Annotated in this window: 20 protein-coding genes and 1 pseudogene; 7 read left to right on the forward strand and 14 right to left on the reverse strand. The window is 72.5% G+C overall.

Features of this window, described 5'->3' with window-relative positions; genetic code table 11:
* Positions 1 to 71 precede the first annotated feature (71 nt).
* A complete protein-coding gene (locus ACWC9R_RS08260; protein WP_450729568.1) occupies positions 72 to 830 on the forward strand; it encodes a polysaccharide deacetylase family protein in 759 nt (252 codons plus the stop codon).
* 129 nt (positions 831 to 959) lie between these two features.
* Here ACWC9R_RS08260 and ACWC9R_RS08265 read toward each other — a convergent pair whose 3' ends face one another.
* From ACWC9R_RS08265 to ACWC9R_RS08275, 3 genes are all read right to left on the reverse strand, one after another.
* A complete protein-coding gene (locus ACWC9R_RS08265) occupies positions 960 to 1373 on the reverse strand; it encodes an SsgA family sporulation/cell division regulator (protein WP_450729569.1) in 414 nt (137 codons plus the stop codon).
* A gap of 230 nt (positions 1374 to 1603) precedes the next feature.
* A complete protein-coding gene (locus ACWC9R_RS08270; RefSeq protein WP_450729570.1) occupies positions 1604 to 3238 on the reverse strand; it encodes a PH domain-containing protein in 1635 nt (544 codons plus the stop codon).
* The gene (locus tag ACWC9R_RS08275) at positions 3235 to 3753 is read right to left on the reverse strand and encodes a PH domain-containing protein (RefSeq protein ID WP_235468003.1); all 519 of its coding nucleotides are present in this window, start codon (positions 3751 to 3753) and stop codon (positions 3235 to 3237) included. The genes ACWC9R_RS08270 and ACWC9R_RS08275 overlap by 4 nt, the downstream gene beginning before the upstream one ends.
* A 137-nt stretch (positions 3754 to 3890) precedes the next feature.
* On the opposite strand from ACWC9R_RS08275, the gene ACWC9R_RS08280 reads away from it, so the two are divergent.
* Complete coding sequence (locus ACWC9R_RS08280) at positions 3891 to 4550, forward strand: TetR/AcrR family transcriptional regulator (RefSeq protein ID WP_450729571.1); 660 nt, start codon at positions 3891 to 3893, stop codon at positions 4548 to 4550.
* A gap of 76 nt (positions 4551 to 4626) precedes the next feature.
* Here the strand turns inward: ACWC9R_RS08280 and ACWC9R_RS08285 are convergent, their stop codons facing one another.
* Complete coding sequence (locus ACWC9R_RS08285) at positions 4627 to 5040, reverse strand: spore wall synthesis regulator SsgD (protein WP_362601028.1); 414 nt, start codon at positions 5038 to 5040, stop codon at positions 4627 to 4629.
* A 475-nt stretch (positions 5041 to 5515) separates the two neighbouring features.
* Here ACWC9R_RS08285 and ACWC9R_RS08290 point away from each other — a divergent pair, with 475 nt between their 5' ends.
* On the forward strand, positions 5516 to 6619 hold the full coding sequence (locus ACWC9R_RS08290) for a WD40/YVTN/BNR-like repeat-containing protein (RefSeq protein WP_450729572.1): 1104 nt from the start codon (positions 5516 to 5518) through the stop codon (positions 6617 to 6619).
* A gap of 191 nt (positions 6620 to 6810) precedes the next feature.
* On the opposite strand, the gene ACWC9R_RS08295 is transcribed toward ACWC9R_RS08290, so the two are convergent.
* Positions 6811 to 7317, reverse strand: coding sequence for a MarR family winged helix-turn-helix transcriptional regulator (locus tag ACWC9R_RS08295; RefSeq protein ID WP_450729573.1), 507 nt, complete (start codon positions 7315 to 7317; stop codon positions 6811 to 6813).
* A 71-nt stretch (positions 7318 to 7388) separates the two neighbouring features.
* Positions 7389 to 9179: an FUSC family protein gene (locus ACWC9R_RS08300; RefSeq protein ID WP_450729574.1), complete on the reverse strand. Its 1791-nt coding sequence runs from the start codon at positions 9177 to 9179 to the stop codon at positions 7389 to 7391.
* A gap of 148 nt (positions 9180 to 9327) precedes the next feature.
* Between ACWC9R_RS08300 and ACWC9R_RS08305 the strand changes: the two genes are divergently transcribed.
* Complete coding sequence (locus ACWC9R_RS08305; protein ID WP_450729575.1) at positions 9328 to 9945, forward strand: TetR/AcrR family transcriptional regulator; 618 nt, start codon at positions 9328 to 9330, stop codon at positions 9943 to 9945.
* A 39-nt stretch (positions 9946 to 9984) separates the two neighbouring features.
* Here the strand turns inward: ACWC9R_RS08305 and ACWC9R_RS08310 are convergent, their stop codons facing one another.
* Positions 9985 to 10296 carry a hypothetical protein gene (locus ACWC9R_RS08310; RefSeq protein WP_450729576.1) on the reverse strand — a complete coding sequence of 104 codons (312 nt, stop codon included), beginning with the start codon at positions 10294 to 10296 and terminating at the stop codon, positions 9985 to 9987.
* A gap of 169 nt (positions 10297 to 10465) precedes the next feature.
* The gene (locus ACWC9R_RS08315; protein ID WP_450729577.1) at positions 10466 to 11068 is read right to left on the reverse strand and encodes a TetR/AcrR family transcriptional regulator; all 603 of its coding nucleotides are present in this window, start codon (positions 11066 to 11068) and stop codon (positions 10466 to 10468) included.
* Positions 11069 to 12379: 1311 nt separating this feature from the next.
* Here ACWC9R_RS08315 and ACWC9R_RS08320 point away from each other — a divergent pair.
* On the forward strand, positions 12380 to 13174 hold the full coding sequence (locus ACWC9R_RS08320; protein WP_450729578.1) for an SDR family oxidoreductase: 795 nt from the start codon (positions 12380 to 12382) through the stop codon (positions 13172 to 13174).
* A 529-nt stretch (positions 13175 to 13703) separates the two neighbouring features.
* Here ACWC9R_RS08320 and ACWC9R_RS08325 read toward each other — a convergent pair.
* The 3 genes from ACWC9R_RS08325 to ACWC9R_RS08335 all read right to left on the reverse strand — a co-directional run bounded on the left by ACWC9R_RS08325 (position 13704) and on the right by ACWC9R_RS08335 (position 16537).
* Entirely contained in the window at positions 13704 to 14507 is an 804-nt protein-coding gene (locus tag ACWC9R_RS08325) for a DeoR/GlpR family DNA-binding transcription regulator (RefSeq protein ID WP_450729580.1), read from the reverse strand.
* A 184-nt stretch (positions 14508 to 14691) separates the two neighbouring features.
* Complete coding sequence (locus ACWC9R_RS08330) at positions 14692 to 15573, reverse strand: class II fructose-bisphosphate aldolase (RefSeq protein ID WP_450729581.1); 882 nt, start codon at positions 15571 to 15573, stop codon at positions 14692 to 14694.
* Positions 15574 to 15631: 58 nt separating this feature from the next.
* Positions 15632 to 16537 carry an SIS domain-containing protein gene (locus ACWC9R_RS08335; RefSeq protein ID WP_450729582.1) on the reverse strand — a complete coding sequence of 302 codons (906 nt, stop codon included), beginning with the start codon at positions 16535 to 16537 and terminating at the stop codon, positions 15632 to 15634.
* 314 nt (positions 16538 to 16851) lie between these two features.
* Here ACWC9R_RS08335 and ACWC9R_RS08340 point away from each other — a divergent pair, with 314 nt between their 5' ends.
* Positions 16852 to 18318 (forward strand): sugar porter family MFS transporter, encoded by a 1467-nt coding sequence (locus ACWC9R_RS08340; protein ID WP_450729583.1) that lies wholly within the window; start codon positions 16852 to 16854, stop codon positions 18316 to 18318.
* Positions 18319 to 18348: 30 nt separating this feature from the next.
* Here ACWC9R_RS08340 and ACWC9R_RS08345 read toward each other — a convergent pair whose 3' ends face one another.
* On the reverse strand, positions 18349 to 18648 hold the full coding sequence (locus ACWC9R_RS08345) for a YciI family protein (RefSeq protein ID WP_450729650.1): 300 nt from the start codon (positions 18646 to 18648) through the stop codon (positions 18349 to 18351).
* Positions 18649 to 18779: 131 nt separating this feature from the next.
* The gene (locus tag ACWC9R_RS08350) at positions 18780 to 20201 is read right to left on the reverse strand and encodes an amidase (protein ID WP_450729585.1); all 1422 of its coding nucleotides are present in this window, start codon (positions 20199 to 20201) and stop codon (positions 18780 to 18782) included.
* Positions 20202 to 20287: 86 nt separating this feature from the next.
* On the opposite strand from ACWC9R_RS08350, the gene ACWC9R_RS08355 reads away from it, so the two are divergent.
* Positions 20288 to 20992 (forward strand): endonuclease V, encoded by a 705-nt coding sequence (locus tag ACWC9R_RS08355; RefSeq protein WP_450729587.1) that lies wholly within the window; start codon positions 20288 to 20290, stop codon positions 20990 to 20992.
* 25 nt (positions 20993 to 21017) lie between these two features.
* On the opposite strand, the pseudogene ACWC9R_RS08360 reads toward ACWC9R_RS08355, so the two are convergent.
* Positions 21018 to 22219 (reverse strand): annotated as a pseudogene (locus ACWC9R_RS08360) (saccharopine dehydrogenase family protein).
* Positions 22220 to 22258 lie beyond the last annotated feature (39 nt).

Here is a 22258-nt window from a genome sequence, read left to right on the forward strand (position 1 = left end):
GGGCGGTGCGTGCACAGCATCCACCGCCCTTCGGAACGCACAAGGACACGGTACGAGGGACGGGATCGGGAATGGCACGGGGCTTCGGTAAAGAGAGCGGCATCATCGGAGTGACCGCGGCGGCTGTCGTGGCACTCGCGGCAGCGGGGGCGCTCATCTTCTCCGGAGCCGGCTCGGACTCCAGCGCGGCGGACGCCGCCAAGCAGCCGAAGAAGGCCCCCCGGGTCGTCGACTCCTCGATCGTGCACTCCTCGGACCGCCCCGGCCGCAGCCTGAACATCACCATCGACGACGGCCCGGACCCGGTCTGGACGCCGAAGGTGCTGGAGGTGCTGAAGCGGCAGAACGTCAAGGCGGTCTTCTGCATGGTCGGCCCGCAGGCCAAGGCACACCCCGACCTGGTCAAGCAGGTGGTGGCCGCCGGGCACAAGCTCTGCGACCACACCATCAGCCACAACACCGGTATGGATCACCAGCCGGAGAGCTACCAGTCGCAGCAGATACTCGACGCGCAGAAGATGATCGAGGACGCGGCGGGCGGCGCCCAGGTCGAGTACTACCGCGCCCCCGGCGGCGCCTTCACGCCCTACAGCCGCAAGCTGGCCGCCGAGCACGGCATGCGACCGCTGGGCTGGAACGTCGACAGCAAGGACTTCGAGGGCGGCGGCGTCGAGATGATCGAGTCCACGGTGCGCCGCGAACTCCCCAACGGCCCGACGGTCCTGTTCCACGACGGCGGCGGCGACCGCTCCCGGACCGTCGACGCGCTGGACCGCCTGCTGCCGTGGATGAAGCAGCAGGGCTACGGGTTCGGGTTCCCGAAGCGCTAGGTGCGTTGTCCGCGAAGTCCCGGGCGTCCCGTCCGGGGCTTCGGCGGCCCGCCGGGCGCAGAGATCAGTTGAGGGCGGCCTCCGGGCCGCCCTCAACCATGTTCCGGGGGACCGGCGTCCCGCTCCCTCTCATGCCGCGCCGAACAGCTCCGCGAGGTCGCGCTCCATGCCGAGGTGGGCCGACTCGGCGCCCGCGGGCACCGCCTCATAGGAGCGGGCGAGGAACCGCCGTACATCCGCGGTCCTCAACTGGACCATGGCGACGCCCTCGTCCGCGTGGAACTCCATCACCGTGCGGTCCGGGCCGGACGGCCGCACCCGCACATCGCCCCGCCCGGCCGGCACCCGCAGGCCCTCGTCGAGCAGCTCGCGGGCGAAGGCCCAGTCCACCGCCGAACCGTCCAGCGAGATCTCCGGCGGGAAGGACATCCGCACGGCCAGCGGATCGGCCGGCTGGTACTGCAGCACCGCGGGGACCGGGTGCGGGCCGGGGGCGGTGGCGATGAGGCGGACCTGGACGGCTTGGTCGATGACGGGATTCATCGCGCTGCTCCCTCACGGCTATCGGGACATGGGCAAAGGCTCGTCCAGTTAGACGCTGCGCCCGGCCCCGTCGTGCACGTGACGCGGGTGTGAGGTGTCTCACGTTGCGGCGGTGTCGGGCACGCCCGCTGCCGTGCACGGCAGCCACCGACGGCGCCTGCGGTCCTGGGCGGCGCCCCGGGCCCCGCCCCAACGGCCCGGCAGACCCCACGTGTTCCCGCGAGCAGCCGCTACCGCGGCCGCTGTCCCGGAAGGTGCTCGGCCCCCGGGTGCACCAGGAACTCGTCCAGGATTCCCGGGGCCGCCGCCGTGGCGAAGGCCGGGGCCCCGGTCGCCGGGAGGTCCGGGATGCGGTAGCCGTCCTCGCCCGCCGCGACCGCGGCGGTGAGCGTGACGAGACCGGCCCGGCGGGTGAACGGCGAGGTCGAGAACGTCCAGGCCGCGACGGCCTCGCGCTGCAGGGCGACGGTGTCACGGCTGAAGGTGCCCGAGCGGGCGACCAGATACGGGCCGTGCACCCCGTGTCCCAGATTGCGGTACGCGTCCCGGGCCAGCCACAGGGTCATCGCCGTGGTGAGCACCGCGTAGATCCAGGCGCAGTGCAGCAGGACGGGAGTGAACGCCAGGCCGAGGCCGGCGAGCACGGCGGTGCCCGGAAGGACCGCGAACAGCAGGCCACGCACCCGGCGTCGGCGCAGGGCGACCCGGGGGTGCGGTGTCAGTGCCGCCGGTGCGGTGCTTCCCGGGAAGGGTGAGCGCAGGGCGCCGCCCGCCACCCGCAGCGCATCGGCGCGCGGCGCCGGCGGCAGCAGCCCGCTGCGCTTGCGGTTCTCCTCGCGGTTGCCCAGACCGCCGGCCACCGCGCGCACCAGCGCGCCGCCGCCGGCCCGCAGCAGCAGCGGCTCCCGCAGCACCACCCCGCGCAGCCGGGCCCGTTCGATGGTGACCGCACGGGTGGTGAACAGCCCGCGGCGCACCCGCAGGGTGCGTGCGTCGGTCCACTCCAGGCAGTAGTTCCACCAGTTCTCGACGTACATGACCACGGCGCCGACCGAGCCGAGGGCGAGGACGGCGAGCAGCGCCGCCGGGATCGTCAGCCAGAGCGCACTGGCACCGAACTCGGTGAACGCCCGCTGGACGATGCCGAGTTTCCAGGGCTCGATGCCGATGCCGTCCAGCACCCGGTAGATCCCTCCGGCCACCACGAACACCCCGCCGACGACCCAGAAGGTCAGCGGGGCATAGCGCAGCCAGCGCCAGCTGATACGGGCCACCACCGGGTCGTTCGCGACCGCCTCGGCATCGGCGTACGCGAGCAGCTCGGTCCGCAGCCGCTCCGCCTCGGGGGCCGCGAGCGCCTCCAGCGACAGCTCGCTGCCACCGTCCCCCGAGCCCGCCGTACCCGCCCGCAGCACGGTGACGCCCAGCAGCCGGTGCACCGGTGTCGCGGTCAGGTCGACGGTGCGGATGCGGTGCAGCGGCACGCTGCGCAGCCGCCGGGTCAGCAGGCCGCTGCGCACGTCGAGGGTGGGGGAGCCCCCGCCCGGTCCGTCCACCGTGGTGATCCGGAACTCCGTACGGGCCCACCGGATCAGGCCGATCGTGGTGACGACCGCGAACGAGGCGGCGATGGCGGCGAGCGTGATCCAGGCCCGGGTGGTGATCCGGCCCCCGGTGGCCAGCGCCGTCAGCGCCAGCGAACCGAGGGGCGCCGCCATCCAGCCGCAGTGCACCAGCAGGGTGCGCGGATCGAGCCGCCGCCACGGCGTCCCCTCCAAGGGGGCGCCGGGTGCGGTGCCGAGCCCGGGGCCGGCGGAGGCGTCGGGGCGTATACCGGGCGTACCGGGTTCCCGTGGTGTGCTCATGCGGCATCACCCGGCACGTCCTGGGCGGCCTCACCGATCCGCCGGGACAGCTCCTCGGCGTCCGCGTCGGACAGTCCGGCGATCTTGATGTCGCCCGCGGTCGAGGCGGTGGTGACGGTCACCGTCGCCAGCCCGTACCGCCGCTGGAGCGGGCCGCGCACGGTGTCCACCGTCTGCACCCGGCTGAGCGGCGCGATCCGCCGCTTCTGCCAGAACCAGCCGCCCGCCGCGTAGACCGCCCGGCCGCCCAGTTCCCAGGCGTGCACCGCGTACCGCCACCGCGGCATCACCAGCAGATAGCCGAGGGCCGGCAGCACCAGCACGACCAGCAGCAACGGGCCCAGCCACGGCAGCGCACCCGGGAAGAAGAGCAGGGAGAGCACCGCCAGGGTGAGCGCGGTGAGCAGCATCGGTCCGCTGAGCGTCAGCAGTGCCTGCAGCGTCCACCAGCGGCGGGCCCGGGGATCGACACGGTGGCGGGGTGGTCGCAGCAGCGGGGCGGCGTGCTCGGGCATGAGGGGCACCGGTTTCCAAGTCAAGTGTATTGAGTAGCGGTACGTTATAACGGTACAAGCGACTTGTAAAAGCGGGCCGGGGTCGCGAAGTCGACCCCGCGCGCGAGAAACCGCGCCCCGCACGAGGGAGGTCATCCGTGCCCAAGAAGGTGGACCACGAAGCCCGGCGCCAGGAGATCTCCGAGGCGCTGTGGCGGATCGCCGGCACCCGTGGTCTGGACGGGGTGAGCCTGCGCGATGTCGCCGCGGAGGCCGGCATCTCGCTCGGCCGGTTGCAGCACTACTTCCGCACCAGGGACGAGATGCTGCTCTTCGCCCTCCGGCACATCAACCGGCTCGCCGGGGAGCGGATCAGGGAACGCATCGAGGCGCTGGCCGGGGAGCCGACGCCCCGTGAGGTGCTGCGGGCCTGTCTGTCGGGCATGCTGCCGCTGGACGACAGGAGCCGTGTCGGGCTGCTGGTCGGCGCCGCGTACTACGCCCGCGCCATCCATGACGAGGCGCTGCGCGGCGAGGCCAGGCACGGTATCCCCCAGCTCCGCGCCTTCTTCGCCGATCAGCTGCGGCGGGCCGCGGACCGCGGCGAACTGCCGCCGGAGCGCGCCACCCAGGACGAGGCGATGCTGCTGATCGGCGTGGCCGACGGGCTCGCCACCTATGTCCTGCTGGACGTGCACAGCCCCGAGACCGCACTGCGGCTGCTGGATCTGCACCTGGCGCAACTCTTCGGCACGGAGCGGCCGGCGGAGGCGGGGGAGCCGGTGAAGGCCGGTGCCGGGTCGGTGGAAGCCGGGTGAGGTGTGCGGCGGAAGACCGGGGCGGGGGCGGAGCCGGGTGACGGGAGCCGGGCGGTTCCGGCGCTGACGGTGTGGCTCAGGCCTCGCGCAGCAGGGCGGCGAGATCGGCCTCGACGTCCAGGTGCCGCGCCTCGTCGCCCTGCGCGACGAGCTCGTACGACCGCGTCAGAAAGGTCCTCAGTTCCCGTGTCTCGAACTGCACCACCGCCATGCCGCCCGCCGCGTGGAACTCCACCACCACGGCATCGGCGTCGTACGGCCAGATCTGCACGTCCCCCGCACCGGCGGGCTCACGGAGCCCCTCCTCCAGCAGTTCGCGCCCGAACGTCCAGGTCACCTCCGCGCCGTCCAGCGACGCGGCCGGCGGAAAGACCAGCCGCACCGCGAACGGGTCGGTGCGGTCGTAACGCAGGCTCGCCGGAATCACCTGCGACCGGGGAACGGTCGCGATGAGACGGGCCTGAACGGCTTGTTCGATGACGCTGGACATCGCCGGCTCCCTTGCATGCGGTGGGTGCGGTTCATTGAGGCTTCGACTAGTAAGACGCACGGGCCATCGCGCCAGGTGCATTGGATTCCTACGTGACCTGCATCACGGGCCTTTGAATGTACGTATATGCCCTCTTTGCTGGGGCTCCGGAGTGCGGGATCGGCGCTCGGAGCCTCGAAGTGACCGCCCGTCAGGCGTGTGGGGCGGTGACGGCCGCACCGCGGTCGCCACCGAGGGCGCATCAGAGGATGCGGGCAGTGACGGGTGAGGGGCCCGGTGGTGAGGGGCGGTGGTCTGGACGGCGCGGTCGGGCTGGGCTAGCTTCCAGCCCACAACCGGAGCGGGGTGGGGCGAAATGCAGCGCATGGGGCGTTTGTTGTGTACGGGGTCGGACCGGGGGGCGGACGGGAGGCCGCGAACTCGCAGCGCCGGACACCGGGCGGCCCTCACGGCCGGTGCCGCGGCCCTCGCCATGATGGCGGCCGGCCCCGCCGCCGCGGCCCGTCCGGCGGACACCCCCAGGGACGCGGCCTCCTCCACCGCCCCCTCCGTCTCGTCCTACGCGAGGACGCCCGCTCCGCTGTCGGCGGCCGCACTCACCACCCCGCACGCCGGCTGGCGGCTCAAGGACAGCGGCAGCACCGCCCGCTTCCGCGGTCTGGCGGCGGTCAGCCGTACGACCGCCTGGGCCGCGGGCACCGCCGGCACCGTGCTGCGCACCCGCGACGGCGGCAAGCACTGGAGCGACATCTCCCCACCCGGCGCCGGGGCACTGGAGTTCCGCGACATCGAGGCGTTCGACGCCCGCCGCGCCGTCGTCCTCGCGATCGGGGAGGGCGCGGCCTCCCGGGTCTTCCGCACCGACGACGCGGGCGCCACCTGGACCGAGAGCTTCCGCAACCCCGACCCCCGTGCCTTCTACGACTGCCTGACCTTCTTCGACCGCCGGCACGGCATCGCGCTCAGCGACCCCGTGGACGGCAGGTACCGCATCCTGTCCACCGCGGACGGCGGCCGCAGATGGCGGGTGCTGCCGTCGGACGGCATGCCGCCGGCCCAGCAGGGCGAGGCCGCCTTCGCCGCCAGTGGCCAGTGCCTGGTCTCCTCCGGCAGCCGGGACGCCTGGATCGCGACCGGCGGCGCGGCCACCGCCCGCGTCCTGCACACCGCCGACCGCGGGCGCACCTGGTCGGTCAGCGACACCCCGGTCCCCGCGGGCGACCCGGCGCGCGGCGTCTTCGCGCTCGCCGTCCGCGACCGCGCCCACGCCCTCGCGGTCGGCGGCGACTACCGCCCCGACCAGCCCTCACCCCGTGCCGCCGCGGTCAGCCACGACGCCGGCGCCAGCTGGACGCCGGCCACCGCACCCCCGAAGGCGTACCGCTCCGGCGCCGTCTGGCTCCCGCACTCCCGCCACCTCGCCCTCGCGGTCGGCCCGTCCGGCAGCGATCTGACCCTCGACGGCGGCCGTACCTGGCGCACCTTCGACAACGGTTCGTACGACACCGTCGACTGCGCCCCCGACCTGGGCTGCTGGGCCGCGGGCGAACGGGGCCGGATCGCCCGGCTGGAACCGTGACAGCGGGCGGGACGCGGGGCCTTGCGCGGGGACGTACGGGGTCTCGGGCCGGGCCGGCCGGCCGGACGAGGCGGGCCCGCCGCTCCTGCTCGCGCCCGCTGCCTCTGCTCGCGCCCGGCGCTCCTGCCGGGGGTCACTCCCGTCGGGCGTCCGTCGCTCCTGCCCGGGGGCGCTCGTCGGCGGCCGCCGCCTCACTCCAGCAGGCTGCCGAGCCGCCCCTCCAGCACCACCAGCAACTCGCCCAGCGCCGTGGAGAGTTCCTCCTGCCGCTGCGCGCCGATGCCGTCGAGCAGCGACGCCTCGTACCGGAGCTGTTCGGGCAGCAGCCGGTCGATGGTGTCGCGCCCCTCGTCGGACAGTGAGAGGTGGCTGACGCGGCGGTCGCGTTCGTCGGGGCGGCGGACGATCAGCCCCCGCTCCTCCAGCTGACGCACCCGCTTGGTGACCGCGGCACCGGAGGCGAAGGTCTCGCGGGCCACCCGTCCGGGGGTCAGCTCGCGGTCCATCCGGCGCAAGGTGCCGAGGATGTCGAACTCGGGACGGGTGAGTCCGGCCGTCCTCAGGGGCGCGTCGGCCGCCTGCTGCAGCAGCGCGGAACAGCGGTTGAGCCGTCCGATCACCGCCATCGGGCCGGTGTCCAGCCCGGGGTGCACCTGCTGCCACTGGCGCAGCACCCCCGCGACGATGTCCTCGGTCACCCGCACTCTCCTCTCGACCATGCCGTACGCCGTCAATTGTGCCTGCGTACGGCGCAGGGCGGGCGCACGGGTCAGGCGGCGAGTGCCGGCGCCGAGAGCCGCCGGACGAGACCGGCCAGCGCCTGGTGGCCCCGCTGTTCGGCGTGGGCGATCCGCTCCTGAGGCAGGGCCGGCTGCCACCACTCACCGGCCGCGACCTCCACCGCCTCCCGGAGTTCCAGCAGACCACCCGCCAGCCGGTCACGGGCCCAGCCGGCTTCCCGGGCCTCGTCGGCGCCCGCCGTGAGCAGCCGGACCGCGTCGGCCTCCGCGGCCGTGACCCGCCCCAGGGCGGCCTCGATCCGGTCCGCGGCACGCCGGTTGGTGACCAGGACACAGCAGACCAGGCCCACGACCGCCCCCACCACGGTGTCGGTCCAGCGGTCGGCGATCAGCGTCCCCGCCGGCACCTGACTGCCGAACTGGGTCAGCAGCAGTGCCATCGGGGTGACACACACCGAACCGAGCCAGTAGTTGCGGGTGATACCGGCCTCCGCGCCGAACTGGCAGGCCAGCGCGATCGCGATCATCGCGAGCGGTCCGCCGTGCATCAGCGGCAGCAGTGCGGTGTAGAGGAGCAGCCCGAGCAGATTGCCGAGGGTGCGCTGCAGCGCCCGCTGCCAGGAGAGCGTGGTGTTGGCCTGGTAGATGGAGGCCGCGGTCACCACGGCCCAGTACGGGTGCCCCACTCCGACGGCCATCGACGCCCAGCCCGCCAGTACACACCCGGCGGTGACCCGTACCCCGATGGGCAGCAGCGGCGACCCGGGCGCCAGCCGGGTGAGCACCGCCCGCACCCCACGTGGCTGACCGGGCGCGGGCCGCCGCCCCGGCGTCTGCGCGGCGACACCCGCCAACTTCCCGGCCAGCGCCGCGGACACCGCGACCTCGGGTACCGCCCGCCCGCCGCGCAGTTCACGCGCCCAGCTCCCCAGCCGGTCGGCCTCGGCCCCGGTGCACCGGACGTCGTGCGGTCCGGCCCCCACGCACACCTCGTCGGCGTGCTCCGTACCCCCCAAGGCCGACTCGGCGCGCACCAGCAGCCGTTCGAGGCCCGACCGCGCCGCGGCCTTGGCCGGGTTGGCGACCGGGACCAGGAACAGCGTGTGCCAGGCGGCGTTCACCGCGGCCGCGGCGGCATGACGGGCGTGCGCCACCCCGGCCGGCTCCCCGCCGCCGGCGCCCGCTTCCGTACGCAGCAGCCCCGCGGCCGCCTCCAGCGCGCGGGCGACCGCGATCCGCTCCGGTCCCTGCGGCCGTAGCAGCGCCGGGGCCATACAGACCAGCCAGGCGAACCCTCCGGCGCCGAGCGCGAGAGCCAGGTGCGGGGGCACCTGTCCGAGGTGCTGCGGCACGAAGAACGCCGACGCGGTGATGAAGGTCAGGATGACGTTGCCCGGCGGGCCGATGCGCGTCGCGTCACAGACCACCTTGTGGACCGCGGCGACCAGCGAGGCGCCCACGACGAGCAGGGCGGTCGAGGTGATCAGCGAGGCGGCGGTCAGCGCGACACCGAGGCTCGCGACCATGCCGAGCACCACCCACAGCAGGGTGCGGGCGCGGGCGGCGTACGGCAGTCCGTGCGCGTACAGGGCGCACATCGCCCCGGCCGAGGTGTACAGGATCAGGTCCAGCCGCCCCAGCGCGTACAGCGTGAGGTCGGGGATCGCCAGGGCCGCCACCGCGCTGAGCGCCGGTTTGTGCCAGATGTCGACGGGACGCCGCAGCCGCACGGCGCTCCGGACCGGCAGGGGCCGGACCCGCACCGCGCTCCCCGGAACGCCGCCCGCACTCTTTCCGGACGGCTTGACATGCTTCCCCATGAGAAGAAGGTTAGCAGGTGTTTTACCCGTGAAATATTTACCCCGCGTGTGAGGAGGCACGGGGAGGGGCGAGCTGGGCGACGGGCGGGAGAAGAGCGAGCGACGGGTGGTCGACCAGCCGGGTGGCGTGGAGGGTGACAATGGCCGGGTGCCAGCCGCCAAGAAGAAGACGACGACCGCCGGCGCTTCGCCCGAGCGTCGCCGCGAACTGCTCACCATCGCGGCGGAGGTCTTCGCCGCGCACGGCTACAACGCCACCACCGTCCGCCGCATCGCGGACGAAGCCGGCATGCTCGCGGGCAGCCTCTACTACCACTTCGACTCGAAGGAATCGATGCTGGACGAGATCCTGTCCAGCTTCCTGGCCGAGCTCTGGGACGGCTATGACGCCGTACTCGCCGCCGGCCTCGGCCCCAGGGAGACCATCGAGGCCCTGGTCACCGAGTCCTTCCGGGAGATCGACCGGCACCGCGCCGCCGTCGCCATCTACCAGAAGGAGTCCAAGCACCTCGCCGCACAGCCGCGCTTCGGGTATCTCGCCGACTCCCAGCAGAAGTTCAAGACGGCGTGGCTGGGAACCCTGGAACGCGGTGTGGCCGACGGGGTGTTCCGCGCGGACCTCGACATCCGGCTCACCTACCGCTTCGTCCGCGACACCGTCTGGGTGGCGGCGAGCTGGTACCGGCCGGGCGGGCAGCACAGTCCCGAGGAGATCGCCCGCCAGTACCTCTCGATGGTGCTGGACGGCGTCGCCGTGCGCGCCTGACCCCCGGCCGCCGTGCCCGGCGTCCGGAGGTGTGGCGGCTCAGCAGGAAACGTTCTTCACGTACAGCGCCCGCGGCGCCGCGGTGGTGCCGTACCGCACGTTCTTGGTCACGCCCTTGGGGAGGCGGCCGCGCGGGTCGGGGCGATGCGGAACGACGATGGTGAAGCACGAGGTCCGCTGCGTGCACAGATTCGTCAGGCGGACATAGCGCTGATGGCCCTTGCTGAAGTACTTCTGCACCCTGACGCACTGCGGCCCCTGGCCGGCGGCGGCCGCGTCCGAGGCGGTGGCCAGGGTCAGTGAGGCGCTGCACGCGACGGTGGCGAGCGCTATGGCCATGATCTTCCGCACGTGATCTCCCCCGTTGAAAGCAGTGGAACTTGCTTGCGAACCCCTACCGTGTTCGCACGTTCGTTCCTCATTGTCCACACCGGCCCCATGGAAATCAGCCCCGGGTTCCACACGGGGACACAAGCGGGACATAAGCGCGACAGTTTCGGAACGGGCCGGGCCCGCCCCGCTACAACTCGTCGATCCGCAGATAGTCCAGCGCGCGCCGGGTCAGCTCCGCCACGTCCTCCGGTTCGTCCTGCCAGGCCCAGTGCTCCATGGCCACGCTGATCGCGTCGAGCAGCGCGCAGGCCAGCAGCCGCACCTCCATGCTGTTCTCCGGTGCGCCCTTGCGCGCCGCGAGCACCGGCACCAGCTGGTCCTGCATCTCCCGCCCCGCCGCGAGCCACCGCATCCGAATGGCCGGAACGGTGCCCATCACCCGGACCAGTCGGCGGGCCTGCTCGGGGTCCGCGAGCCGCCGGGCCGACGTCGACGAGGTGAAGGACGCCGCCACGGCACTGCTCAGCGGTTCGCCGACCGGCCGCCCGACCAGCTCCTCGACGAGCACACCGACGCTGGACGTCATGACGGGCGTCAGCGCGTCCTCCTTCGCCGCGCAGTAGCGGTAGAAGGTGCGCAGCGAGATGCCGGCCGCCGACGCGATGTCCTCAACGGTCGTCGCCTCGTACCCCTGGTCCGAGAACAGCGCCGCCGCGCTCTCCGCGATCTCCATCCGGGTCTCCTGCCGCCGCCGCTCGGTCAACGTTGGTCTGCCTCGCGCTGCGGTCATCCGCCTCTCCTTCTCCCTCTCCCGGTCATGTGGGCGTCGCGTTCTCCCGGGGGCGATATTTTGTCATGGGCTGGCTTATTGGCACGTCGTGTCAGAAAAGCGTATGGTGGCGCTGGGGGGTGGCTGGTCGGTTGGCTTCGACTGGCCGACTGGTTGGGCCCGCTGGGGTTGCTTGAGCCGTGGGGTCTGGCTTGGTCTTTTGTTCATCGCGACCCGTGCCGCGGTCCCGGCCCTCACGTAACGGGGGTTTGCCCGCAGCCCCGCCATCGACTCGACGTGCGCCACGGTCGGTGCCGACCAGCACCGGCCGGTGGTGACTGGCAAGCACTGATCAGCGCTGGTCGGCACCGACGAGCAACACCTGGTTGCGGCACGGAGGCCAATGCCTGGCGCCGGTACGGAAGGCGACACACCGACGCCGGTACCGAGCAACACCCGGCGCCAGCACGGAAAGCGACGCCCGGCCGGCATCCGGCGGGGGTACGGAGCCAGCGTTGGAGGCGAGGCGAGGACGGGGCGAGGACGGGGCGACGGGTGGGGGACGGGCCGCGTGGGGGAGAGGCGGAGTGGGGGCGAGATCCGGGACGAGGGTCAGGGGCCGGGGTCGGGTCCCAAGGCGACGGGGACGGGGCCGAGCCGTGGCCAGGGCCGGATCGCGGGCCGAGGCGGTGCAGGGGCCGGACTGGAACGGGGCTTGGGCTGGGGCTTGGGCTCGGGGCAGGGCTGGGCCGTAACCGGGGCTTCGGCCGGGGACCCGGGTCCTGCCGGGGCCAGGGCCGGAGTAAGGCCGGGACCAGGGGGAGAGCTGGGGGCAGGCCGGAGCCGGACCTAGAACCCGGGGCCCTGGGCCTGGGCTGAGGTCAGGGGCCGGGCAGGGCCAGGGGCAACGCCGAGAGCCATGGGGAGGGGAATCAGGGGCAAGGCCGGGACAGGTGTCAGGGCCAGGGCGTGCGTTCAGGGCCAAGCCCGGCACCACGGTCAGGGGTAGGGCCAGGGCCAGCCCCCGAGGGTCCGGGCCCAGGGCAGAGGCCAGGGCCAGTCCCTGAGGGTCAGAGCCCGGGCCAGGGGTGGGGCCAGTAGCAGCGTCAGGAACAGGGCCAGCCCGAGAACCAAGTCTGGGCCGAAAACAGGTCCCGGGCGAGGAGCAGGCCTGGGCCGGAACCAGGTTCCGGGCGAGTGCCGGAGCCAAGGCCGGGAGCAGAAGAACCAAGGCCAGAACCAAAGCCAGGGCCAAGGCCGGCCCAGGCAGGGCCAAGGTCAGAACCACCAGAGCGCAGCCAGAGTCAGAACGTGTCAGTGAAGGAGTCGAGCATGTCCACGCCGGAGCACCAGCCCCGTACCTACCTCGTCACCGGAGCCGCCTCCGGCATAGGCAGGGCCACCACCGCCTACCTCCGCGCCCAGGGGCACCGTGTCATCGGCGCCGATCTCGCGGGCACCGACATTTCCGCGGACCTCGCCACCCCCGAGGGCCGTACGCAACTGGTGGACCGCGCCCGTGAGTTGACCGGCGGCCGACTCGACGCCGTGATCGCCGGAGCAGGCCTCGCCCACTTCGACCCGCGTACCGTCCAGGTCAACTACTTCGGCGCCGTCGCCACCCTCGAAGGACTGCGCCCGCTGCTCGCCGCCGGTACGGACCCGCGCGCCGTGCTGATTTCATCCGTCGCCTCGATCCACCCGGCCGACCAGGCCATCGTCGACGCGGCGCTCGCCGGCGACGAGGAGGCAGCCGTCGCCGCGGCCCAGGCAGCCATCGACCGGGGCGAGGGATATGCCATCTACGGTGCGTCCAAGCAGGCGGTCACCCGCTGGCTCCGCCGCACGGCGGTCTCCGACGACTGGGCCGCCGCCGGTATCCCCCTCAACGCCGCGGCCCCCGGCACGACCGTGACCCCCATGACCGAGCCCATGCTCGCCGACCCCGAGATCCGTAAGGTCGTCGACACGAGCGTCCCCATGCCCCTGCACGGCCACGCCCGCCCCGAACAGGTCGCCCCGCTGCTCGCCTGGCTGACCTCCCCCGAGAACACCCATGTCACCGGCCAGATCGTCTTCGTCGACGGCGGCGCCGACGCCGCCCTACGGGGAGACGAGGTCTGGTAGCCCCTCCGGCACCCCGGGAGGGGACGGGGCCTCTGGCGCCACGCCCCTTCCCCCCCGGCCACAAGGGGCTTGGGCAGCGCAGCCCCGCCATGTGGCTGTGGCGCACCTCGGGAATCCCACCGCAGGCCTCACGTCAGGCGCGCCCACCGCAAGCCTCACTGAGGAAGCCCAACCGCAGGCCTTACTTGAGGCAGCTCATCACGGGCCGCACCCGACGATGCCCATCACTGGACTCACCCGACGCGCCGCACTCACCGCACTCACCGGACCCACCGGACTCACCGGGGACGCCCGTTACAGGGCGTACGCGAGAGGCCCGGTCTGCGGTGCACCCGAGGCCACCCCGCCGTACGGCGCATGTGAGGAAGCCCCACCGGCCACGTTTCCCAGGCAACGGCGCCCAGCGTCTCGCCTCCGCCGCCCAGCGTCTCGCCTCCGCCGCCCGCCGTCCGCCGTCCGCCGTCCGTCATGTCGCCTGTCTCGTCGTCCATCGTCCGCCGCGCATATTGTGGTCTGTCCCGCCAGCGCCTCACTCGCCGGCCGACGTGCGGGCCGTCACCACTTTCAGCCCTCGGTCCGCGAACTCGCGGCGGGTTGCCTCCTTCGTTCCGTTGTCCGTGATGAAGGTGTCAAAGACATCCGCGTCGCCGACCCGGGCGAAGCAGCGCTCGCCGATCTTCGACGAGTCCGCGACGACCACGGCGCGCCGGGCACGCTCGGCCATGAGGCGGTTGACCCGGGCCTCCGCCTCGTCGTGCACCGTGGCTCCCATCATCGGGTCCATACCGTTGGCCCCGATGAACGCGATGTCGATGGAGATCTGCTGGAGCACCAACTCGCTGAAGGGTCCGACGAGTTCGAACGACCGTGAGTGTGCGACCCCGCCGGTGAGCACGATCTTGATCTGCGGCCGCACGGCCAGCTCGTTGGCGATGTTGAGGGAGTTGGTGACGATCGTCAGATGCGGCTGCGGGCCGGCCTCCGCGAAATCCGGGCGGGTGGCGAGCACCCGGGCGATCGCCGTGGTCGTCGTGCCCCCGCTCAGCCCGACCACATCCCCCCGCTCGACCAGCTTCGCCGCGGCCTTCGCCACTGCCTCCTTCTCCGCCGACCGGTGCGCGTGCTTGTAGCGGATCGGCAGGTCGTACGCCACCGAACTGAGCACCGCCCCGCCCCGGGTACGGGTCAGCAGCTGCTGCTCGGCCAGGGCGTCCATGTCGCGCCGCATCGTGGCGGCGGACACCTCCAGCGCGGTCGCCGCCTCCTCGACGTCCACCCGGCCGCGGTCCCCGAGCAGCTCGAGCAGTGCGTTCATCCGTTCATGGCGCTTCATGGCGTGAGCCTAATTCGTCTCGGCACCTCACGGTGACGCGCGGTGGGTACCCCGGTGGCCACCCCCGTCCCGGTGTGCGCGGCAGCCCCGACAGTCCCGGCGGCCCCGGGCGGGACGTCAAGCAGGTGCCGCCGTGGGAGCTTGCCGTGACGTGTGGCCGGGGGCGGTCGTCATGTCCGCCGGCTCAGCCCCGGGCAGTCGCCTGGGCCGCGTACTGGCCCGGAACCGTCGTCGGAGTACCCAGCACCTCCAGCAGCCTCGCCGCCTCCCCGGCCACCGCCTCCCGAGCCGGCTTCATGTACTTGCGGGAGTCGACGAGCGAGGGATCGGCGCCCAGCGTCTGCCGTATCGAGCGGGTGAAGACGGAGACCAGATGAGTGGAGATGTTGATCTTCGTCATTCCGGCCGCGATGGCACGGCGCAGCTCTTCGTCCGGCACACCCGAGGAACCGTGCAGGACCAGCGGTACCGGCAGCGTGCTGCGCAGCGCCGTGATGAGGTCCTTGTCCAGCACGGCCGTGCGTTCGTGCATCGCATGGGAGGAGCCGACGGCAACGGCGAGGGCGTCCACGCCTGTCGCGCGGACGAACGCCAGGGCTTCGTCCGGGTCCGTGCGCACCCCGGGGGCATGGACCCCGTCCTTGCCGCCGACCTCGCCGAGTTCGGCCTCGACATAGGCGCCGTGGTCATGGCACCAGGTGGTCAGCTCGGCGGTGGTGGCGACGTTCTCCTCGTACGGAAGGGCGGAGGCGTCCACCATGACGGAGCCCACCCCGGCGGTGACGCCCCGACGGACGAGGTCCGCATCGGTGATGTGGTCGAGGTGGACGGCGATCCGGGCCGTGGACTCCTCGGCGAGGGCGAGTGTGGCGCGGGTGAGGGGCAGCAGGCTGCCGTGATAGCGGATGCAGTTCTCGCTGATCTGAAGGATCAGGGGGACACCCGTGCGCTCGGCGGCGGTGACGAGCGCCTCGGCGGTTTCCAGGTGGATGACGTTGAAGGCCGCGGCACCGGCCTGCGTCTCACGCGCGGCTTCGACGATGGATGAGGTCGGAACGAGTGGCATGGTTGCCGGCTCCCTTCTCCCTTACGGGCAGGGCGGGTTGAGCGGGGAAGGTGGGTGGTTACGAGGCGGCCGGCGTCTCGAGCATCACCGAACGGGTCAGGCTCCGCGGGTTGTCCGGGTCCAGCCCACGGGCGCGGGCCCGCTCCAGCGCCACCCGCTGGACCAGCACCAGATCGGCCAGCGGATCGCGCGCATGCCGCACAAAGCGCGCACCGGTCCGCACCACATCGGATTCCAGCCCGTCCGGTGCCTGACCGAACAGCCAGGTCACCCGGCCCGGTGCGGCTATCGCGATCGGACCGTGGCGGTACTCCATCGCGGGATAGGACTCCGTCCAACTCTGCGAGGCCTCCCGCATCTTGAGCGCCGCCTCGTTGGCCAGACCGAAGGTCCACCCGGAGCCGAGGAAGGAGAACTGCTCGGCGTCCACCCACTCCTTCTCCACCGGCGCGGCCAGCGCCTCCTCCGCGTCGGTCACCGCCCGGGAGACGTCCTCGCCCAGATGCGCGCGCAGCAGTGTCAGCGCCGTCGTCGCGAAACGGGTCTGCACCACCGACTTCTCGTCGGCGAACGGCAGCGCGATCGTCTCGTCGGAGAGCGCCACCGCGGGTGTCCCGGGGTCACCGATGATCGTCACCGTCGGGATGCGCCCCTTGACGGCGTCGAGCACCCGCAGCACCTCGGTCGTGGTGCCGGACCGGGTGATAGCCACCACCGCGTCATAGCCGCGGTCGCTCCCGAGGAACGCCTCGGACGCGGCGAACGGATCTGTCACCCCCTGTCCGGCGGCCTCGCGGAGTGCCGCATACGACTGGGCCATGAACCACGAGGTGCCGCAGCCGACGACGGCCACCCGCTGTCCGGCCCTCGGCAGTGGCCCCGCCGCCGCCCCGATCCGTGCGGCCTGCCGCCAGGTCTCCGGCTGACTGCACAGCTCCTGCTCCATGTACGAGGTCTCGCTCATGGCCCACCCTCCCGTGATGTGGCAATCGGATGCATGAAACTGCAAAATTCTGCTTCGTTGCAATCGACTGTACGCAGAATCCCGGCCGCGATCCATCCCTCGTACGAGTGGATGCGCCAGAGAGGAGCGGCGGGGGTACGGCCCTGGATGCCTCTCTGGGCGCAGCGGAGGTGGGGTGGGAGGGGGCGGAGGAGTGCTTGGGGCCGCGCGAAGGAAAGTGTTGACAGCTGCGTGAAAGGAGTCGAATACTCGCAAGATCAGTCATGCAGACCCGTCATGCAGCACGGCCCGCTCCGCCGCACAGAGGACTTCGCATGTCCATTGCCACGCTCTCGGCGACGCCTCCGCCGTCGTCACCCAAGACCGCGCACCGCACCGGCCGGATGTTCGCGCTCACCGGCGCCGTCGTCGGCGTCATCTACGGCTACGACACCGGCAGCATCTCCGGCGCCCTGGTGTTCCTGAGCAAGGACTTCCACCTCACCGAGGCCGAAAAGGGCCTGGTCAACAGCATTTTGGTGCTCGGCTCCATCGTTGGCGCGCTGATCGGCGGCAAGCTCGCAGACGCTCTGGGCCGTAAGACCGCGATGCTGATCGTCGCCGCCTCGTACGCCGTTTTCGTCGCCCTCTCCGCGGTCGCGCCCAACGTCGTCGTGCTGGACACCGTCCGCTTCCTGCTCGGCATCGCCATCGGCATCTCGATCGTCGCCGCCCCGCTCTATGTCGCCGAATCGACCCCGGCACGTATCCGCGGAGCCTCCGTCGCCGCCTATCAAGTGGCCACGGTCGCGGGCATCGTCCTCACGTACTTCGTCAACTGGGGCCTGTCCGACGGCGGGCACTGGCGCTGGATGCTCGGCCTGTCCGCGCTCCCGGCCGCCCTCGTGCTGATCCCGCTGCTCCGGCTGCCGGACACCCCGCGCTGGTACGTCCTCAAGGGGCGTACGGAACGAGCCGTCGAGGTCATGGCCCTGACCGACCCCGACGTCGACCCGCGCGCGGAGGTCACGGCGGTTCAGGCCGCGCTCGCCGAGGAGAGCGGCGGATCGGCGCGCTCCCTGCTGCGCAAGCCCTTCGCCCGCGCCGCGGTCTTCGTCGTCGGCCTCGGGTTCTTCTGCCAGATCACCGGCATCAACGCCGTGACCTACTACAGCCCGCAGATCTTCGAGGAGATGGGGTTCACCGGCGACGGCCAGAACTTCCTGCTGCCGTCCTTCGTCCAGCTCGCCTCGCTGGCCGCGACGGTGCTGGCCATCCTCATCATCGACCGGCTCGGCCGCCGGGTGGTGCTGCTCGGCGGCATCGGCACGATGGTCGCCATGCTCGCCGTCCTGACGGCGGTCTTCGGCACGGGCGAGCTGCGGGGCGCGACGACCTGGGTGGGGTTCGCCGCGATCCTCCTGTTCACCGCGGCCTTCAACTTCGGCTTCGGATCACTGATCTGGGTCTATGCGAGCGAGGCGTTCCCCGCCCAGCTGCGCTCGACCGGCGCCTCGGTGATGCTCACCGCGGACCTGGTCGCCAATCTTCTGATCGCCCAGTTCTTCCCCTCCCTGATGGCCTGGGCGGGCGCGGCCCCGACCTTCGCGGGCCTCGGCGTCCTCGCCCTCGCCGCCCTGGTCTTCGCCTCCGTCACCGCACCCGAGACCAAGGGGCGCCAGCTGGAGGAGATCCAGGACTACTGGCGCAACGGGGGACGCTGGCCCGCACCGCCGGCGCCCACCTCCGCGAGCTCCGGCTCGCCCGACACGTCGGGGGCGTCTCCGACCACGACTTCGTAGCGGAGGCACGGACCCCGGAGTGACGGCGCCTCAGGAGGGCAGCTGCTCCTGGTACTGCTCCAGTGCCGGGGCGGTCGTCGTCGCCACGAACTCCGTGATCCGGTACTCACACACCCCGGCACGTGTGAAGGGGTCCTCGGAAACGATCCGCTCCACGGTGGCACGGTCCATCCCGGCGGCGAGAATCACGCCACCGTCCCGGGGAACCTTGCGGCCGGCGGCGAGGAAGTGCCCGGCGGCGTACTCCTTCTGCAGCCACTCCACATGCGGCTGCAGAACGGCGTCGACGCGTTCGAGGGGCGCGGTATAAGTCAGTTCCAGTACGAACACAGCTGCAAATATAGAGCAGGTGCCGGGCGGGGCCGTGGCGTCGTCCCGCGCGAGGAGTGCGCAGGCCAGGGCGCGTACGGAAGTGCCCGGCAGCTGATGGTTCGGCGGGAGGCCGGCGGCGGGAGCCGACGTCACGCCGCCGGCAGATCCGGGCGGCGCCGGCCGTGCCGCGTCGCGCTCTCGTAGGCATGCCCCGCCTGGAGGACGGCGAGGTCGGCGCGTGGCGCACCGATGAACTGCAGCCCCACGGGGAGACCGCCCGGGGTGAATCCCGCGGGGACCGAAAGGGCGGGCACCCCGAGCACCGAGATGAGGTAGGCGGACCGCATCCAGTCCAGATAGTCCTGTGTCGGCTGCCCCGCGACCTCCTGCGGGTACTCCAGCTCCGCGTCGAACGGCGTGACCTGACTGACCGGCGCGAGGAGCAGGTCGTACCGGGAGAAGAAGTCCAGCATGCCGAGGTACAGCCGGCTGCGGGCCGTGGTGGCCGTGTGGAGGTCGGCCGTGGTCAGCCGGCGGCCCTGTTCGATGTTCCGGACGATGCTGGGTTTGAGGGCCTGCCGGTCGGCGTCGAGCAGGCCGCCGAGGGCGAGGTCGAAGCGGTGTGCCCGCAGCGTACGGAAGGCCTCGTCGGCGCCGGTGAGGTCCGGGCAGGCGGTGTCGACACGGCAGCCGAGTTCCTCCAGGACCCCCAACTGGGGCTCCAGAACGGCGAGTACATCCGGGTCGGCCGGCGCGAATCCTCCCAGGTCGGGCGCCCAGGCGACACGCAGCCCCCGCAGGTCACGGTTGAGCGGCACCCGGAACGCCGCTCCCGGGGTCTCCAGACCGAAGGGGCAGCGCGGGTCCGGACCGGCCATCGCCGACAGCAGCAGCGCGGTGTCGGCGACGGTCCGCCCCATGGGGCCAGGGACCGACAGGGTGTCCCAGAGGTCGGCGCCGGGAGGCGAGGGGACGCGGCCCGGCGTCGGACGCAGCCCGACCACGTTGCAGAAGGAGGCGGGGTTGCGCAGTGAACCACCCATGTCGCTGCCGTCGGCGAGGGGCTGCATCCCGGAGGCCAGCGCCGCGGCGGCGCCGCCACTGCTGCCGCCCGCCGAACGTGTGAGGTCGTACGGGTTGCGGGTGGTGCCGAAGACCGGGTTGAAGGTGTGCGAACCGGCGGCGAACTCCGGCACGTTGGTCTTGCCGAGCCGGATGGCGCCCGCCCGCTGCAGCCGGTCCACCAGCAGATCGTCCTCGTCCGGGACGTGCTCGGCGAAGAGCGGCGAGCCGTGGGTGGTGCGCATGCCGCGGGTGAGACGGGTGTCCTTGAACGCGATCGGCAGCCCGTGGAGGGGCGGGACGGCGGAGTCCCGGACGAGTCGCTCGTCGGCGCGTGCGGCCGCGGCCAGGGCGCCGTCGGGGTCGAGGGTGACGAGGGCGTTGACGGCCGGGTTGGTCCGGTCGATGCGGTCCAGATGGGCCTGTACGACCTCTCTGGCGGAGAGTTCGCGACGGCGCAGCCGGGCGGCGAGGTCGAGGGCGTCGAGCTGGTGGAGTGCGTCGGGCATCAAGGACCCTCCAGGGGCGTCGGGGACGCGGGCACAGTCCGCGCGGTCGGGGACTCGATCACCGGTTCGGTAGCGTTGCGGGCACCATGGACACTCCCGGAATGATCTCCTGCGACGACGAACTGCGGAACTGGCCGGCCGACGAAGAGCGGGCGCGTGCGGTGCAGGACCGGCTGCGGCCCCGTGTACGGCTCGACGAAGCAGGCCCGGAACCGGGGTTCGAGGGCACCGTGGTCGGGGTGGACGTCGCCTACGACGACGAACGGAATGTGGTCGCCGCCGCCGCGGTCGCCCTGGACTCCCGCACCCGCGCCGTCGTGGACCGCGCCACCGCCGTCGGCCAGGTCTCCTTCCCGTACGTCCCCGGCCTGCTCGCCTTCCGTGAGATCCCCACCGTGCTCGACGCGCTCGGCCGCCTCGCCCGCACTCCCGGCCTCGTGGTCTGCGACGGCTACGGGCTGGCGCACCCGCGCCGCTTCGGGCTCGCCAGCCACCTGGGGGTGCTGACCGGGCTGCCCACCATCGGCGTCGCCAAGAACCCCTTCACCTTCCGGTACGCGCCTCCTGGACCGGACCGCGGCGCCACCTCGCCGCTTCTGGACGGGGCCGAGGAGGTGGGACGTGCGCTGCGGACCCAGAAGGGCATTAAGCCGGTCTTCGTCTCCGTGGGGCACCGCACCGGCCTCGACCGGGCCTGTGCGCAGACCCTCCATCTGGCGCCGGACTACCGTCTTCCGGAGACGACCCGGGCCGCCGACGCCCTGTGCCGGCGGGCGCTCGCCGAGGCCTGACGGCCGGACCCGGGCGCTCCCGGGACTATGCCCGGACGACGCCGAACGCGATGCCCGCCTCCTGGAGGCGGGTCCTCAACGCGTCCCCCATGGCCACCGCCGTGGTCACCTGACCCGCGGTCTCCGGCAGCTCGTCGAAGGCCAGGCTGAGCGCCGATTCGGCGAGCATCTTCGCCGTCTCCTCATAGCCGGGGTCGCCGCCCGATACCTCGGTGATCAGACGCGTGTCGCCTCCGGAGGCGACGAAGCGCACCTTGAACCAGCTGTTCGCCCGGCGCTCGGGGCTCGGCCCGTCGCCCGGCTCCAGACGCCCCGACAGCCAGCGCCGCGCGGGCGGTACCTGGGCGAGCGCACACAGCGCCCCCGCCCCCAACGCCCCGCCCCCAACGCCCCGCCGACGGCGACCGGCAGCCGCCGCACCCCCGCGTAGTGGCGATAGCGGAAGTCGGGCCCGTAACGGTCCAGCGCGGCGGCCGAGCGGGCGACGATCTGCGGGTCGAGGGTCGGCAGCGGCACACCCCAGGTGCGTGTCTCGCCGCTCCGTACGGGCGGGCCGAAGGGCGCGCGCACCGTACGGCCGGCCGGGCGTGGTTCGGCCTGCCGGCGCTCGCGTGCGGCGCGGGCCATGGCGACCGGACGGGAGGCCGCGGTCAGCGCGGAGTTCAGCGTGCCGCCGGAGAACGTGGCGTTGGTCCGTACGAAGCCGTCGATACGCAGGGGGACACCTTCGGGGAGGAGCCCCACGGTGTAGTGGACCCCCAGGTCGTACGGGACGGAGTCGAACCCGCCGGCGTGCACGAGCCGCGCACCGGACGCGCGGGCCGTCGCCTCGTGCCGCACGTACATCCGGTCGATGAACTCCGACTCACCGCACAGGTCGACATAGTCGGTGCCCGCGTCGGCGCAGGCCGCCACCAGCGGCTCGCCGTGGAGCAGATACGGGCCGACGGTCGTCACCAGCACCCGGGTCCCGGCGACGAGGTCGCGCAGCGAGCCGGGGTCGCCGCTGTCGGCCCGCAGCAGCGGCAGGTCGGCGCAGGCCGGGTCGGACTCCGCCAGCCGGTCCCGCAGCCGCTCCAGCTTGGCGGTGCTGCGCCCGGCCAGGGCCCAACGGCAGCCCTTGGGGACATGCGCGGCCAGGTAGGCGGCGGTAAGGGCGCCGGTGAAACCGGTGGCGCCGTACAGGACGAGGTCATAGGCCCGTCCGGAGGTGTCCTTCCGTGGCATCGCGCATCCTCTCGACCGCCCACCGGCCCTGGAGTCCGG

The sequence above is a fragment of the Streptomyces sp. NPDC001219 genome (assembly GCF_053597915.1).

Bases quoted from the DNA above. Each gene is read 5' to 3' on its own strand.
- ACWC9R_RS08260 (WP_450729568.1), top strand. From the start codon at position 72: ATGGCACGGGGCTTCGGTAAAGAGAGCGGCATCATCGGAGTGACCGCG.
- ACWC9R_RS08265 (WP_450729569.1), bottom strand. From the start codon at position 1,373: ATGAATCCCGTCATCGACCAAGCCGTCCAGGTCCGCCTCATCGCCACC.
- ACWC9R_RS08270 (WP_450729570.1), bottom strand. From the start codon at position 3,238: ATGAGCACACCACGGGAACCCGGTACGCCCGGTATACGCCCCGACGCC.
- ACWC9R_RS08275 (WP_235468003.1), bottom strand. From the start codon at position 3,753: ATGCCCGAGCACGCCGCCCCGCTGCTGCGACCACCCCGCCACCGTGTC.
- ACWC9R_RS08285 (WP_362601028.1), bottom strand. From the start codon at position 5,040: ATGTCCAGCGTCATCGAACAAGCCGTTCAGGCCCGTCTCATCGCGACC.
- ACWC9R_RS08290 (WP_450729572.1), top strand. From the start codon at position 5,516: ATGGCGGCCGGCCCCGCCGCCGCGGCCCGTCCGGCGGACACCCCCAGG.
- ACWC9R_RS08300 (WP_450729574.1), bottom strand. From the start codon at position 9,179: ATGGGGAAGCATGTCAAGCCGTCCGGAAAGAGTGCGGGCGGCGTTCCG.
- ACWC9R_RS08315 (WP_450729577.1), bottom strand. From the start codon at position 11,068: ATGACCGCAGCGCGAGGCAGACCAACGTTGACCGAGCGGCGGCGGCAG.
- ACWC9R_RS08320 (WP_450729578.1), top strand. From the start codon at position 12,380: ATGTCCACGCCGGAGCACCAGCCCCGTACCTACCTCGTCACCGGAGCC.
- ACWC9R_RS08325 (WP_450729580.1), bottom strand. From the start codon at position 14,507: ATGAAGCGCCATGAACGGATGAACGCACTGCTCGAGCTGCTCGGGGAC.
- ACWC9R_RS08330 (WP_450729581.1), bottom strand. From the start codon at position 15,573: ATGCCACTCGTTCCGACCTCATCCATCGTCGAAGCCGCGCGTGAGACG.
- ACWC9R_RS08335 (WP_450729582.1), bottom strand. From the start codon at position 16,537: ATGAGCGAGACCTCGTACATGGAGCAGGAGCTGTGCAGTCAGCCGGAG.
- ACWC9R_RS08340 (WP_450729583.1), top strand. From the start codon at position 16,852: ATGTCCATTGCCACGCTCTCGGCGACGCCTCCGCCGTCGTCACCCAAG.
- ACWC9R_RS08350 (WP_450729585.1), bottom strand. From the start codon at position 20,201: ATGCCCGACGCACTCCACCAGCTCGACGCCCTCGACCTCGCCGCCCGG.
- ACWC9R_RS08355 (WP_450729587.1), top strand. From the start codon at position 20,288: ATGGACACTCCCGGAATGATCTCCTGCGACGACGAACTGCGGAACTGG.